Here is a 15,216-nt window from a genome sequence, read left to right as displayed (position 1 = left end):
ATAATTAACTTTTTATGCATGAAACATTGCATAATTATTCCCATGAGATTACTATCTCTACTAGATTATAGCCATTCAGAATATTAGCATGAGTATTCAATTAAAAAACATAAACTGTTTCTATGGTGCTCATCAGGCACTGTTTGATATCAACCTAGAATGTGCCGCAGGTGAGACCATGATTTTACTCGGTCCTAGTGGCGCAGGAAAAAGTTCTTTGCTACGGGTCCTCAATTTACTTGAAATGCCCCGCTCCGGTGAGCTTAATATTGCGGATCAACATTTTGATTTTACAGCTAAACCTGATGCCAAAGCTATTCGCATGTTACGTCAAAATGTCGGCATGGTTTTTCAGCAATATAATTTGTGGCCGCATTTGACGGTAATGGATAATTTAATTGAAGCACCTTGCAGAGTATTAAAAATATCTCGCCAGGAAGCCCGGGCCAAAGCAGAAAAATTGCTCAGCCGCTTACGTTTATCACCGTTTTCTGAACGTTTCCCACTGCATCTCTCCGGTGGACAACAACAACGAGTCGCAATTGCTCGAGCGTTAATGATGGAGCCTAAAGTCCTGTTATTTGATGAACCCACGGCGGCACTAGATCCAGAAATCACAGCTCAAGTTGTTGATATAATAAGAGAATTATCAGAGACAGGCATTACACAAGTGATCGTCACTCATGAAGTGGAAATTGCCCGTAAAGCCGCCAGTAAAGTGGTTTATATGGAAAATGGTCACATTATAGAGCAAGGAGATGCTAGCCACTTCACAGCACCTCATACTGAAGCGTTTGCAAACTATTTATCACATTAATCGATATAGGAATTAGCGATGAAAAAAATATTATTAGCAGCGCTACTGGGCGCCATGACATTATCTGCAACTGCGGCAGAAAAAGAAACTATCCGCTTTGCAACAGAGGCGACGTATGCGCCGTTTGAAATGTTTGATGCCAACAATCAAATCGTCGGCTTTGATGTTGATTTAGCTAATGCAATGTGTGACAAAATTAATGCCACTTGCACCTTTACTCATCAATCCTTTGACAGCCTAATTCCTAGCTTAAAATTCCGTCGCTTTGACGCATTAATGGCCGGTATTGATATTACGCCAGATCGTCAAAAACAAGTCGATTTTACCGACACTTATTATGCAAACTCCGCTGAGTTCATCGCGGTTAAAGATAAAATAACGTCACCAGCTCAGTTAAAAGGCAAAAAAATTGGGGTTCAAAACGGTACAACGCACCAAAAATATATCATGGAGCAGCTAAAAGACATGAGCACCGTGCCTTATGATAACTATCAATCAGCTATTTTAGACCTGCAAAGTGGACGTATTGACGCAGTTTTCGGTGATACAGCCGTGGCTGATGAATGGTTAAAAGCAAAAGGTAATGAAAATCTCGCCGTGGTGGGTGATAAAGTCACGGATCCTGAATACTTCGGTATCGGTCTCGGTATTGCGGTACGTAAAGGCAACAAAGACTTGCAAGACAAGCTGAATAAAGCAATGTCAGAAGTCAAAGCGGACGGTACCTATGACGTCATCTATAAAAAATGGTTTGAATAATAGTCGACGAGTTTAATGAGTAATTTTCTATTTTTAATCAGCGCCGCCGGTTTAACCGTCGGCCTTGCTGTTTCTGCACTGATACTTGGTCTGATCCTTGCCATGCTCTTTATGGCATGGGAATCGGTTAGGTTTAAATCAATTGCATTTTTAGGCACTTGCTGGGTCACCCTGATCCGTGGTTTGCCGGAGCTATTGGTGGTGCTGTTCGTTTACTACGGCACATTACAAATGGTAATGCTGTTGGGTGACGGTATTGAGTTAAATCTCGGCTTCTGGCAGACAACGCTGCAAATCGATCCTAGCCTATTTTTCGCAGAAAGTGGCGAGTTTGATGTTACTCCATTTGTATGCGGGGTGATTGCCTTATCTTTATTATATGCAGCTTACGCCTCTCAAACCTTACGCGGTGCTTTAAAATCAGTTCCTTATGGTCAATGGGAAGCCGGTTTTGCTCTTGGGTTAGATAAAAGAACGATTTTCTTTCGTTATATTATGCCGCAAATGTGGCGGCATGCTTTACCGGGGTTAGGTAATCAATGGTTGGTATTATTAAAAGATACCGCATTAGTTTCATTAATCAGCGTTAATGACCTCATGCTACAAACTACCAGTATAGTGAATCGGACACACGAGCCTTTTACTTGGTATTCAATCGTGGCACTAATTTATTTAGCCATCACGCTTTTCAGTCAATTCATTCTTAAACGTATTGAGTTACATACCACACGTTTTGAGCGGGAGAGCGCTAAATGATTGATTTAATTATCTCTCTGTTACCGGGCTTACCGACCAGTCTGTCGTTAACCTTCAGTGCACTGTTTGTTGCCTTTATATTAGCTATCGTATTTACGCTGGTACTTTCATTAAAAACACCGGTAATTTCACACATTGTTCGGGTTTATATCACGCTGTTTACCGGTACTCCTTTATTAGTGCAGTTTTTCCTAATCTATAACGGACCAGGCCAATTTGAATCACTAAAAAATTATCCCCAATTATGGGAAATAATTTCAACTCCTTGGATCTGTGCGATGGTCGCATTAGCGCTAAATAGTGCCGCTTATTCCACACTGCTGTTTCATGGGGCAGTAAAAGCGATTCCAGCCGGTCAATGGCAATCCTGTCAGGCTCTGGGAATGTCTAAATTACAAACCATGCGGATCATCTTACCTTATGCTTTTAAACGTGCTCTATCGTCCTATTCTAACGAAGTGGTACTGATATTTAAAAGTACCTCGCTCGCCAGTACAATTACTTTGTTAGATGTTATGGGCTATAGCCGCCTAGTCTTTGGGCAGACCTATGATGTGATGGTATTTGTGGCAGCAGGGATTATTTATTTATGTGTCAACGCATTACTGACCTTAATTATGCGGATAATTGAACGCCGAGCACTGGCATTTGAATACCGAGATTAATGTGTATACAGCAAGTAATATCGCGGATTAAATATCTTGTTTTCCCGGCAATAAAAAAGATGCGTAAATGCATCTTTTTTATTGCCGAAAGTGTCGCCAAATATAACTTAATACTTTTTAACAACTCATAGCGCTATATATCATATTAAATAATGGCCCTTGCTTGATCTAATAGCTATATAGCCGATTAATATCGCAGGCTATTATTTGTGCATTATAACTGGGATCTAAAAGATAAGCAGGACACAAAGTATCCAGATAATTGCATAACATTTGTCCAACATCTCGGCGCGGCAGATTCATCAATATTAATTCAGATACTTTATGTTTTACAGTAGCGAATCTGATTGAATCAAAACCTTAAAAATCAACATCCTGTAAACCGATTTATGTCGCAGATTAACATGTATCTTTAATCACGGGTCGATTAATTTCAATCCCGGTTAAACTCATTTTAGGTTGTTCGCCATGCAGATAGCATCGAGCAGTACCACAAAAAAGATCTCGCATTTCGGTAATATTTAGCGCTTGGTTTATTATTCTGCAGCTCAGTTAGTAGTCTTTATTGCTCACCTTCCATAATAACCATATGTACAGGTTGAATATTGGCAGAAATAATCGCTAATTATGGTAATTGTTACTGTCACCAAGATAAAACGAACCTAATTTTTTTCTCTGAACCAAAAACAAAGCGTAGCATGATCCTGCCATCGATTCGGCTTTCAGTGACTATAATTATTTTAAACTCGCTCTTTCTACGCTTAATATTATATGGCGTTAGTCCTGCATGAGCGATAAAAGCTTTTAATGCTGCGAATATCGGCACAAAAGAAGAAGAATATAATAGACAATCACCTACCCATCACGCTGAATAATGCCGAATACTGGTTTTTCAACACTGCCAGAAATCACCATTTGGCTTTATTGCGAAAAGCCTACTCAGGGCCGGTAACCGGAGATAAAAATGACATATACCCGCTATATATTTTTCACAATACATATTGATTACAGCGTAGAATACAAAATAAGAAAATTAAACGATTAATTAATGAATAATAACTGGCTGATTATCTGAATTATCCGGTTCTTCTTCATCAATCTCTTCTTCCATATCTTCACGATTAGAATAAAGTAAATTATTACTATGGATTTCAAAAATAATTGATGAAATCTGATCTTCTGCTTGTTGAACAAAATGATTGAACTGATTGTAAGTCATCCCCGCATCTAAAGAAAAAGATTGACTAACCACTAGCTTAGGCAAATTTTCATCATTAATTTCAAGAAAAACTTTTGCGGTTAAAGAACTCGCATTGATCTGACTAATATTAGCTAATAACGTAATAATAGCGGTTGGTTTTACTTCGGCTAACGCTGATAACACTAAAACATTATTCAAGATATCTAATTTAGCATCAAAGATACCATCAATATTTTGCATATGCGGTAAATGAAGCGCAGAGCAAGCATCACATTCAAAATAAGAAGTTTTGAGTTGGTCTAGCCATTCACGTAGCTTGGGGATGTCCGGGTAACAAATAGATTCCATGAAAATTAACCTTATTCAACTCAAAATAGCCAGTGCATAGCTTACGGAATTCTGGACTAATTCGCTATGCTAAAAGCGCAAAAAACACAAAAAATCGCTAGATATGTTAGCTTATCTACTCAATCTTATTTAAATTATTACTATGGCCGTTTTTTAGGACTTTTATTTCTTTCTTCTGTCGATTTTTTATTATCAATCCCAATAAAACTTAAACTATGAATAGCTCGCCAAACAATATTCACAGCAGCCGGCATTAAACAACCAACCCCTACCATAACTAGCGAAACAAACGCACTTTGTGACATTAAAAATGCGGGTAAACTAACGTAATCATTCATCGCAAGAAAAACTAAAATTAAAATCAGCATCCCAATAGCCTCTAATATAAGTACTATTTTAGGCATATCAGAAAGCGAACGCATCATTTGTGGCTGTTTTTTATTCATATCATCCTCATATTTTGCACACTATACCTTAAAATTAACCCAAAAATCACTGTTGCCTACGATTTCGACCAAGCATTGCAAACAATATAAGCATCTTATTAATAAAACTCTCAAAAAATATTGTACCAATAGATGCCGTTTAATTTAGCTATAATTTTAAACAATAAGAGTAAAAGGTAAAACCTGCTTTTTTTTCCATGCATTCACAGGCATAGTAGATAAATAGATCGCAACTATAGTTCAGTTTAAAATAGCGATAGCATAAAATTTGCTATCGCATAAAATAGTACCAAGTACCTTAATCGCAAGATTATTAGAATTTCATTTAGGAGAAGCTATGTTTACAGTAATTTTTGGTCGTCCTGGTTGCCCATATTGTGTCCGCGCAAAAGAATTAGCTGAAAAACTGAAAAATGATCGTGACGATTTTGATTTTCGTTATGTTGATATTCAAGCTGAAGGTATTTCTAAAGCTGATTTATCAAAAACCGTTGGTAAACCAGTAGAAACTGTTCCTCAGATTTTTATTGATGAAAAACACATTGGCGGTTGTACTGATTTCGAAGCCTATGCTAAAGAACACTTAAACCTGTTCAATTAATAACTGATTAATATGTCATTCAGGTTGCGGTATAATTTTGACTGCAACCTAATAATTTCCTTTATTTTTACCGTAAATCCCACTATCTAGCCGCGTTATACCCATCTTCTGTTAGTTGGTCCATTAAATTATTGGCTTTATTCCCGCACTAACACAGATATCAATCTGTAAAAGATAATACTCTTTTTGGTTATATAATATGTAATACATAAAATTTAGCTTATTGAATGAACTTTCTTAAAAAGTTGCAGTCTGAATAAGTGCCACTGCTTTTCTTTAATGTCCGAATATTGACGAACCCGATAGTTTACCCTCATGGTTTTCACACTATCGGGTTTTTATTTGCTCAAAATACACTCGCAATATCATTCTTGACTACATAGCTAATCTCAATCACCTCAACCAATTAAGGTATCTAATCCTCATTACTCGCCATGTAACGTAACTACAATTTTCCGAGCACCACCATTATCTCGGTGTTCACATAAATATATTCCCTGCCAAATCCCCAGATTAAGTTGCCCTCGACTAATTGGAATATTAAGACTACAACCTAAAATGCTGGTTTTAAGATGAGCCGGCATATCATCACTGCCCTCATAATTATGACAATAATACGCTTGATCTTCAGGAACTGCTCGATTGAAGTAACTTTCAAAATCTTGTCTTACTGTTGGGTCTGCATTTTCATTAATGGTTAATGATGCAGAAGTATGCTGGATAAAAATATTCATCATTCCGATATTAATATTAGCTAATTCGGGAAGTTGGCAAATAATAGCCTCAGTGATCAAATGTGCGCCACGAGACCGAGGCTTTAATTGTAATTCTCTTTGTATCCACATAATAATTTCCCCATCATATTCACCAACAATTTGGTTATTAATCAATAATTATTGTATCATTTTCATACAAATTAAAAAGTCAGCTTATTTTATAACACAATTATTAGATAAAGAGACTTTACCTATACCAAAAGAGCTATTACTCTCTGGCCTCTGCGTTTGTGAAACAAACTGGTGTTTTTCTGTGAGGCTCATACCGTGTTAGAAGAATTCAACCTGAATTTATTCCATATGATTAATGCAACCCCCGATACTGCGGAGGGAACATTAGCACTGGCAATTTTTATTGCTAAACGTCTAATTTTAATTTTTCCAATAATTGTGGCGGCTTGCTGGCTATGGGGCTCAACCAACAATATGCTGCAACAACGCACTTATGTGTGTAAAACTGCCATTGCCTTGATTATAGGTTTAATCATCTCGGGTTTAATTGGTGCTATCGCTCCACATGACCGTCCTTTTATGATGGGGATTGGCTCTAATTTTCTAGATCATTCACCAACACCTTCATTTCCTAGTAATCACGGTACCTTGGTCTTTACTTTTGCTTTTGCCGCATTATTTTGGCTTAGAAAGTGGTTTGGCTTAATTTTATTTATTCCTGCCATCACTATAGCTTGGTCTCGTATTTTCTTAGGAGTTCACTGGCCTCTAGATATGGTAGGTGGCTTTATTTTGGCCATTATTGCTTGTGGCATCGCCCAAATTCTATGGATGTTTATCGGTACGTGTGTATTGCCTAAGTTAATCAAAATTTATCGTCTGATTTTCGCTCCGCTCATCCGAAAAGGATGGGTTCAAGAATAAATCTTATACAATAATTGTTCCTCAATTAAATACGGATAATTAATTATCCGTATTTAATTTTTAATATAACGAAAAAGTAATCCGGCTAATTTATATCACTATAATGACCTTTATCTAAAATAGATAAATTTTACTTTTCAAAAAGTCATAACATAAAAACAACAAAAATGAATATTATATTTTCTTACAATTTTTAATCTCAATAAATTATTATCCTAAATTTACTAACCAGCCGGTTATTATTAATACAATATAATTATTGAATGAATAAAAAAACTCATTTACCTTAAAGATAAAACAATAATTGTAGATTATAAAACACTTCATAATCATATAGTTAACAGCATTGATTGGATTAAATATTATGCAGAAATTTCATTTTTTGATTTTAATCAAAATTAACTAAAGTATAAGTCAAACTTAATTGGAAATTTTATTAATATAATAACATTTACTTTCATTGTTAAAAACACACCATCTATAAATGATAAATTTATTATTCTTTATAACGAATTAAAATATTAAATTTATATTTTCACTTCATTTTTATTAACATTTTCATAAAATATTGCTTTCTCAGGACTTATATGGTTACATTCGGCTTTTGAGAGCAAGATCACGGCATTTTATTCTGAAAAACTATAGATTATCGACTTCAAAATCCATTATTCAAATTAATGTACAAAAATAACAAAACTGATTGAAAATGAATCAATATTTTAATTATTTTCAATCAGATTGTTAAATGAGGTTAATAACTGACACTTTAACCACTTGGTTATTTAATGCTCAAACACAAATATTAATCTGTGTTATGTGAAAATTGAACGCTACACCAGATCGTTTTATTTTTTATTTTATTTTATTTTTTGGCTTTAATTTCGGAGAACATTATGGATACAACTCAAGTTGGTTCCATCAGCAGCCCAGTCGCTGACAACAGTAAAGCTTGGCGTAAAACAGATACCGTTTGGATGTTAGGTCTGTATGGTACAGCTATTGGCGCGGGTGTATTATTTTTACCTATTAATGCGGGGATGAGTGGATTAATTCCAGTCTTATTAATGGCTGTTTTAGCTTTTCCTATGACTTTCTTTGCCCATCGTGGTATGTGCCGTTTTGTTTTATCCGGTTCAAAACCAGATGGCGATATTACAGAAGTTGTTGAAGAACATTTTGGTCGTACTGCGGGAAACTGGATTACTCTGCTCTATTTCTTTGCAATTTATCCTATTTTATTAGTGTATGGTGTTTCTATCACCAATAACGTAGAAAAATTCATTACAGAACTTCTCGGATTCAATGCACCGCCACGCTGGCTATTAGCATTAATTCTGGTTGGCAGCATTATGGCTATCGTCTCTCTTGGCGAAAAATATATTGTAAAAACCATGAGTATGCTGGTGTTTCCTTTTATTGCTGTACTGCTTATATTTTCACTGTATATGATCCCACATTGGAATGGCGCAGTACTGGATACCTTATCGTTCTCTGGCGTAAGTGATGCTGTAAATAGTCAAAGCATGCTAGTCACTATTTGGCTAACTATTCCAGTAATGGTTTTCGCTTTTAACCACTCGCCAATTATTTCCGCTTTTGCCGTCGCCAAACGTGAAGAATATGGTGATGAAGCAGAGCAAAAATGTTCACGTATTTTGGCTTCTGCACATATTCTGATGGTCTTCACTGTGATGTTTTTCGTCTTCAGCTGTGTATTTACACTATCACCTGATGACCTGAGATTAGCTAAAGCGCAAAATATTAGTATTCTCGATTATTTATCTGGTTATTTTGATAAACCATTTATTAAATTTGCCGCTTCAATTATCGCTTTCGTTGCTATAATCAAATCATTCCTTGGTCACTATTTAGGCGCACGTGAAGGTTTTAATGGGTTAGTTGAACGCGCATACCGAGCAAAAGGTAAAACGGTTAATGTCAGCAAACTAAACCGCGGAACAGCTATTTTCATGCTAATAACCACTTGGATTGTTGCAACATTAAACCCAAGTGTACTGGATATTATCGAAAGTCTCGGTGGCCCAATTATCGCTATCTTACTGTTCCTGATGCCGATGTATGCTATTAGCAAAGTCCCAGCCATGAAAAAATATTCGGGAAAATTAAGTAATATCTTTATTGCTATTATGGGGCTAGTTGCTATTTCAGCCGCCATTTATAAATTATTTATGTAATTTCTGTCAATTTTTAATCTTACGATGATAAATATCTATCCCGTAGCAAAGTAATACACCATGGCACCTGATAAACTTTCAATCTGCGAACTAGTAAAAAAGTAAGTTAGGTGCCAGTAATTAAAAATAAAATAATTAAATAGCCGCAGTCTCTATAACTTGAAGATAGATAGGTCTACTCTCAGGGTTGCTATTTTTCATCCTCACCTTGAGCCCGTCATTTATCCCCTATCTGTAATTTCAAGTTCTTTCAACATAGAAACATTGACGCCTTTAGATAGGAAGCGATAAATATGGTTAGTGTATTCGATATTTTCAAAATTGGTATTGGTCCATCTAGCTCACATACTGTTGGTCCAATGAAAGCAGGTAAGCAATTTATTGATGATTTAATAAACGAAAACTTATTAACTTCAATTGACCGAATTGCCGTCGATGTTTATGGCTCACTTTCATTAACCGGTAAAGGCCATGCCACAGATACAGCAATTATTATGGGATTAGCTGGCAATTTACCTGATACTGTAGATATTGATGCGATCCCTCAGTTTATTTTAAATGTCGAACAAACTGAAAAATTACCCTTAGGTGCTATCAAACACCAAGTTGATTTCCCTCGTAATGGCGGGATGAACTTCCATTTTACTAATTTACCATTGCACGAAAATGGTATGACTATCAGTGCATTTCAGGCTGATAATTGTGTCTATAAAAAAACATATTATTCCATTGGCGGTGGCTTTATTGTTGATGAAGCACATTTTGGCCAAAAAGAAGCCCAAGCGGTTCAAATCCCCTATCCTTATTCTTCAGCCGCTGATCTTCAACGCCAATGCCGCGAAACTGGACTTTCACTGTCTGCGTTAATGATGAAAAACGAATTAGCGCTGCATAGCAGAGAAGAAATCCAAGCGCATTTAGCCGCTGTTTGGGATGTGATGAAAAGCGGAGTGGAACGTGGTGTCAATACCGAAGGTCATTTGCCAGGTCCATTACGTGTACCTCGTCGTGCCTCTGCACTGCGTAGAATGTTAGTCACCAGCGATAGTACCAATACCGATCCTATGGCTGTTGTCGATTGGATCAATATGTTTGCACTCGCAGTTAATGAAGAAAATGCAGCCGGTGGCCGTGTCGTTACCGCACCAACTAATGGCGCATGTGGCATAATTCCAGCCGTATTATCTTATTATGATAAATTTATTCGCCCTATTAATGAAAACTCTTATACCCGTTTTCTAATGGTTGCTGGAGCTATTGGCTCTCTTTATATTATGAATGCCTCTATTTCCGGCGCAGAAGTTGGCTGCCAAGGCGAAGTTGGTGTCGCCTGTTCAATGGCGGCGGCAGGATTAACCGAATTAATGGGCGGTAGCCCGGCACAAGTATGTGTCGCCGCAGAAATCGCAATGGAACATAACTTAGGCTTAACCTGTGACCCAGTCGGCGGACAAGTCCAAGTACCATGTATTGAGCGTAACGCCATTGCTGCAGTTCAAGCGGTCAACTCAGCACGCATGGCTCTACGCCGAGTAAGCGATCCCCGAGTCTGCTTAGATAAAGTTATAGAAACCATGTATGAGACAGGTAAAGATATGAACTCAAAATATCGTGAAACTTCTCAAGGTGGATTAGCCATTAAAATTGTCAGCTGTGATTAATTAATTGACCTAAAATCAGCCGATCCTATCTCTTTGAGAACGATCGGCTGGTTATTTTTAGCGGTGATTTTAATCTACCGAGAACTGATTAAGGCTTAAAAAATACGGCTAAATGATGATTGGATGTCCGTAATAATTGATACTGCTTCAGTTTTAATATCTTGAACACCTGCATGTAACTGGGCTACAGCCGATTGAGACTCTTCTTTGAAGCAACTAATGCTACTAATTAATCCGCCAGCGACATCATTCGCCAGTCCCTCTATCGCTTTTCCATCCACATCAACGTTTATCTCTGCGCTTGAAATATCGATTTGTTGGTTTGTCACACTATAGCTATTTCCACCTTGAATAGATCCGGTGTTAATCCCTATATTTCTTGCTCCACCTGCTGTTATCGTGCTCGCTGATTCTTCACGGCTCATGGTTTCAGTTTTTAGGCTCGATTCAATAAGTTGCTGAGGTTTAAGATCTTTTAACTCGGTGACTGTCGTTTGTCCATTCTCAGACTGATCTTTAATTACTTTAAGATTTTTTTCTAATTGACCTAATTTCTCAATATAATGCGCATTAGAAGTCTTAATCGATTGTAGCTCAAGCGTGGTCTTTCCATGCTCTAATTTTTCTTTTTCCAAAGATGCTTTAAGGTCATTACGCTTATTTCTTATATCTTGTAATTCGTTTTTAATCTCGGCAGCTTGCTTTTCTTTTTCTTTCAACTCTTCAGATTTATAACATAATTCATTTTTTAAAAGTTCTACTTTTTTAGTTAATTTATCATTAACTAACTTATTATCTTGATCAATTTGTTGCTCATTAGTATCTAATTTAAAGCTAATGTTTTCTAACTCATCTTTTAATTTCTTAATTTCATTTTTTTTATCACTTAATTCTTCTCTTAATTTCTTAGCTTCATTTCGTTCACTTAAAAATTTTTTATTAATAAGATCAATTTCATTACCTTTGATTTGCAGACCGGTTTCTAATTTTAAAATATCACCAGCTTTGTTTTCCAATTCTTTTTTTAATGCAATTAATTCTATTTCTTTATTCCTACATTCTAATTTAACTTGGCTTAATTGTTTTCTGGTTTTATCTAAATCTTTAGTAATAAAATCTAATTTAGATTGAGTCGAGGCTGAATCTTCTTTTTGCAGTGAAAATTGATGCTCTTTTTCTTGAATAATACTTTCCAACTTTTTGATTTGTTTGTTTTTATTTTCTATTTCTGTCAGTTCAGCATCGAGGATCAACTGAATTTCTTTATACTCTTTCATGCCCGTTTGTAAGTCTCTGTAAGCCATACCACCTTGTAAAAAAGAGTCTTTATCATTGACTGCATCTTTTTCATTAATTGCCGAACCAGCTTCTAAAATTTCATTATTGAGACCGCGATTACGACTTAAACCACCTTCTACATCTCCTTGGTTTACTCCAAGATTATGAACATTTCCACCAAGCATAATTGATTTATTCACATTTTCATTGACTGAGTTTCCTCCTTTAATTTCACCAGCTCCACTCCCAACATCAGTAGCATCACCACCAGACATAACGCCAGTATTACTGCCAGAATTCGTTACAGAACCGCCTTGGACTTTATTACCGCCAATAGTATCCTGTGGTTGTCTTTTTTTTAATTCATTAATTCTGTCTTGTAATTTACTGTTCACTGACATAATACAATCCTTGTATTGTTTTTTTTAAGAGGTTTTATGGTTTAATAAACGTTAATTTATATAACATATTTAATTATTACATGAAATATTTATTCCAAATTAACGATTAGGAAATGATATTATATCAATTAGCAAATAATACAATTGAAGTTTGTCTGCAATTATTTGATTAACAACATCAACAGCTAAAAATAATAAATAGCTCGCTAATTATTATTATATACAAATAAAAAAGCCCTTTATATTAGATATTGATATAAAGGACTTTAATATAAATAATACTGAAATAAATTAATAACTATTCATTAACTAAAGATAGAGTTCCACCAGCCACTCACGGTCTTAACTACATAATCCCAAATTTTACTCAAGAAACCACCTTCTTCGACAGCTTCTTTAACCACTAATGGTCTTTGTTCAACGATTTGATCATTCAACATAAAATTGACCGTTCCCACCACTTGATTTTTAGTTAATGGGGCTTCGAGTACAGGATCTGTCAATTCAAAACTGGCTTTTAAATTATTTAATTGGCCTTTAGGTATCGTTACTGCCGCATCCTTTTCGACGCCCAATGGCACCGTAGATTGATCACCAAACCAAACTTTTTCTGTCACTAACGTATCATTTGCTTTAATTGGGGTGACTGTTTCAAAAAAACGAAAACCCCACGTCAGTAATTTTTCACTTTCAGAAAAACGGACTTTATCACTAGGAGCACCTAATACCACCGAAATAAGACGCATCGGACCTTCTGTCGCCGATGCGACAAGATTATGCCCCGCGCCACTCGTATGGCCAGTTTTCACCCCATCAACATTTAAATTTTGCGACCACAATAAACGATTACGATTATGCTGACGGATTTTATTAAAGGTAAATTCTTTCTCTTTGTGTAAGGCATATTCGTCAGGTACATCACGGATCATCGCTTGGGTTAATATCGCCATATCGTGCGCAGTACTGTATTGTCCATCGGCATCTAGCCCATGCACTGTTTTAAAATGGGTATTTTTTAAGCCTAATGTTTTAACATAATTATTCATCAATCCAACAAATGAATCTTGGCTACCAGCCACATAATCCGCTAAAGCAATACTGGCATCATTGCCCGACTGAATAACAATTCCTCGATTAAGATCTAACACTGAAACCCGATCTTTAGGTTTTAAAAACATTAATGATGAGCCTTTCAGTACTGGATTTCCTGTTGCCCATGCATCTTCTCCAACTGTTACCATATCCTCAGGTGTGATTTTCCCCGCTTTTATCGCCTGACCAATCACATAGCTAGTCATAATTTTGGTTAAACTAGCTGGATCAAGTCGCTCATCTTGATGACTAGCCGCTAAAATTTTACCACTGTCATAATCCATCAATACATATGCTTTAGCATCAATTTGCGGTGCAACAGGAACCTCTGCAGCATAAACACAAATATTGGCAGCAAAAAAGAGACTCATCCCTGTAGTCAAACATCGGACTTTCATCGACAGTGTTGTTTTGAACATCAGTTACTCCTTAACAAAATACTAAATTTAGTTTAATTCCTTATTAATATAGGACTTTTTTTCCGTAGACACCATCAAGAATGAATAAAGATTGTTCCTATTATAGGTTTACACTATCTTAAGAGAGTGTTTATCACAAATACAGTGAGTTACAGTTAAGTAAAAGAGACTCAGTTAGCCCAAAGAGCGTTAATTACCATCTCTGATATCTAAACCGTGTGAACACGATTTATTTAACACTTTTCTGCAACAATTAATTACTGCAATTGATTGTTTATTATTTCTTAACGGGAGGCAAAAATGCTGATTGTCTGGGGCCGTAAAAATTCATCAAATGTCAAAAAAGTGCTCTGGTGTCTAGAAGAGCTAAATCTTAGTTATGAGAGAAAAGATGTGGGTGGTCCTTTTGGTGGCCTAGATACACCCGAATACCGTAAAATGAACCCTAATGCGACCATTCCAACGTTACAAGATGAGCGTTTTACCTTGTGGGAATCAAACTCAATTTTACGTTACCTTACTGCAAAATATGACCAATCTCACTTATTAATCTTCAACGATGCGCAAGATATGGCAGCTGCAGATAAGTGGATGGATTGGTCTGGCGCCAATTTATTTGCAGTAATTAAAGAGATGATGAATAAAATTGTTCGTGTCCCTGTCGAACAACGAGACCCCACGCAAGTCATTAAAATTTATCAAAATATTGAACAACTATTGCAAATAGCCGATGAAGCCTTAGCCCAACAAGAATACTTCTCTGGCCATAAATTCGGTATAGCCGATATCGCAATTGCTCCGCTATTTTATCCTTGGCGAGAACTTGCGACTGACAGGCCTGAATTCCCACATCTGGAACGCTGGTATCAGCAGTTACAAGCTCGACCAGCATTCCAAAAAATAGTCATGTTGCCAATTAATTGAT

At 36.3% G+C, this 15,216-nt stretch carries 14 protein-coding genes; 9 read left to right on the top strand and 5 right to left on the bottom strand.

Going from position 1 to position 15,216, the window contains the following annotated elements:
• The first annotated feature begins 88 nt into the window (after positions 1-88).
• From artP to artM, 4 genes are read left to right on the top strand one after another with little or no spacing between them, the layout of a single operon-like run.
• Entirely contained in the window at positions 89-817 is a 729-nt protein-coding gene (gene artP / locus MNY66_RS04410; protein WP_047256684.1) for an arginine ABC transporter ATP-binding protein ArtP, read from the top strand.
• Between the two features lie 18 nt (positions 818-835).
• On the top strand, positions 836-1,576 hold the full coding sequence (gene artJ, locus MNY66_RS04405; protein ID WP_047256683.1) for an arginine ABC transporter substrate-binding protein: 741 nt from the start codon (positions 836-838) through the stop codon (positions 1,574-1,576).
• Positions 1,577-1,591: 15 nt separating this feature from the next.
• Positions 1,592-2,332 carry an arginine ABC transporter permease ArtQ gene (gene artQ / locus MNY66_RS04400; protein WP_047256682.1) on the top strand — a complete coding sequence of 247 codons (741 nt, stop codon included), beginning with the start codon at positions 1,592-1,594 and terminating at the stop codon, positions 2,330-2,332.
• Complete coding sequence (gene artM, locus MNY66_RS04395) at positions 2,329-2,997, top strand: arginine ABC transporter permease ArtM (RefSeq protein ID WP_053908961.1); 669 nt, start codon at positions 2,329-2,331, stop codon at positions 2,995-2,997. Before artQ ends, artM begins: the two co-directional genes overlap by 4 nt.
• A 1,045-nt stretch (positions 2,998-4,042) precedes the next feature.
• Here artM and MNY66_RS04390 read toward each other — a convergent pair.
• Together MNY66_RS04390 and MNY66_RS04385 are read right to left on the bottom strand one after the other, a co-directional pair.
• Positions 4,043-4,546 (bottom strand): YbjN domain-containing protein, encoded by a 504-nt coding sequence (locus MNY66_RS04390; RefSeq protein WP_047256680.1) that lies wholly within the window; start codon positions 4,544-4,546, stop codon positions 4,043-4,045.
• Positions 4,547-4,686: 140 nt separating this feature from the next.
• Entirely contained in the window at positions 4,687-4,992 is a 306-nt protein-coding gene (locus tag MNY66_RS04385; protein WP_047256679.1) for a YbjC family protein, read from the bottom strand.
• Positions 4,993-5,329: 337 nt separating this feature from the next.
• On the opposite strand from MNY66_RS04385, the gene MNY66_RS04380 reads away from it, so the two are divergent.
• The gene (locus MNY66_RS04380; protein ID WP_047256678.1) at positions 5,330-5,593 is read left to right on the top strand and encodes a GrxA family glutaredoxin; all 264 of its coding nucleotides are present in this window, start codon (positions 5,330-5,332) and stop codon (positions 5,591-5,593) included.
• Positions 5,594-6,018: 425 nt separating this feature from the next.
• Here the strand turns inward: MNY66_RS04380 and MNY66_RS04375 are convergent, their stop codons facing one another.
• Entirely contained in the window at positions 6,019-6,438 is a 420-nt protein-coding gene (locus MNY66_RS04375; protein WP_047256786.1) for a secondary thiamine-phosphate synthase enzyme YjbQ, read from the bottom strand.
• Between the two features lie 198 nt (positions 6,439-6,636).
• Here MNY66_RS04375 and ybjG point away from each other — a divergent pair, with 198 nt between their 5' ends.
• The 3 genes from ybjG (at position 6,637) to MNY66_RS04360 (ending at position 11,101) form a co-directional block, all read left to right on the top strand.
• Positions 6,637-7,245 carry an undecaprenyl-diphosphate phosphatase gene (ybjG, locus tag MNY66_RS04370; RefSeq protein WP_047256677.1) on the top strand — a complete coding sequence of 203 codons (609 nt, stop codon included), beginning with the start codon at positions 6,637-6,639 and terminating at the stop codon, positions 7,243-7,245.
• An 893-nt stretch (positions 7,246-8,138) separates the two neighbouring features.
• Complete coding sequence (locus MNY66_RS04365) at positions 8,139-9,440, top strand: HAAAP family serine/threonine permease (RefSeq protein WP_047256849.1); 1,302 nt, start codon at positions 8,139-8,141, stop codon at positions 9,438-9,440.
• A 293-nt stretch (positions 9,441-9,733) separates the two neighbouring features.
• A complete protein-coding gene (locus tag MNY66_RS04360) occupies positions 9,734-11,101 on the top strand; it encodes an L-serine ammonia-lyase (protein ID WP_047256848.1) in 1,368 nt (455 codons plus the stop codon).
• 95 nt (positions 11,102-11,196) lie between these two features.
• On the opposite strand, the gene MNY66_RS04355 is transcribed toward MNY66_RS04360, so the two are convergent.
• On the bottom strand, positions 11,197-12,780 hold the full coding sequence (locus MNY66_RS04355; protein ID WP_241501493.1) for a hypothetical protein: 1,584 nt from the start codon (positions 12,778-12,780) through the stop codon (positions 11,197-11,199).
• A gap of 305 nt (positions 12,781-13,085) precedes the next feature.
• Positions 13,086-14,291, bottom strand: a complete 1,206-nt coding sequence (locus tag MNY66_RS04350; protein ID WP_047256845.1) for a serine hydrolase — start codon at positions 14,289-14,291, stop codon at positions 13,086-13,088.
• A 300-nt stretch (positions 14,292-14,591) separates the two neighbouring features.
• Here MNY66_RS04350 and MNY66_RS04345 point away from each other — a divergent pair, with 300 nt between their 5' ends.
• Complete coding sequence (locus MNY66_RS04345; RefSeq protein WP_047256844.1) at positions 14,592-15,215, top strand: glutathione S-transferase family protein; 624 nt, start codon at positions 14,592-14,594, stop codon at positions 15,213-15,215.
• The last annotated feature ends 1 nt before the right edge of the window (position 15,216 follow it).

This window comes from Moellerella wisconsensis (genome assembly GCF_022592395.1).
GTDB lineage: Bacteria > Pseudomonadota > Gammaproteobacteria > Enterobacterales > Enterobacteriaceae > Moellerella > Moellerella wisconsensis.
Note: the sequence above shows the minus strand (reverse complement) of the source record. Positions and strands in the feature narration are given on the sequence as shown.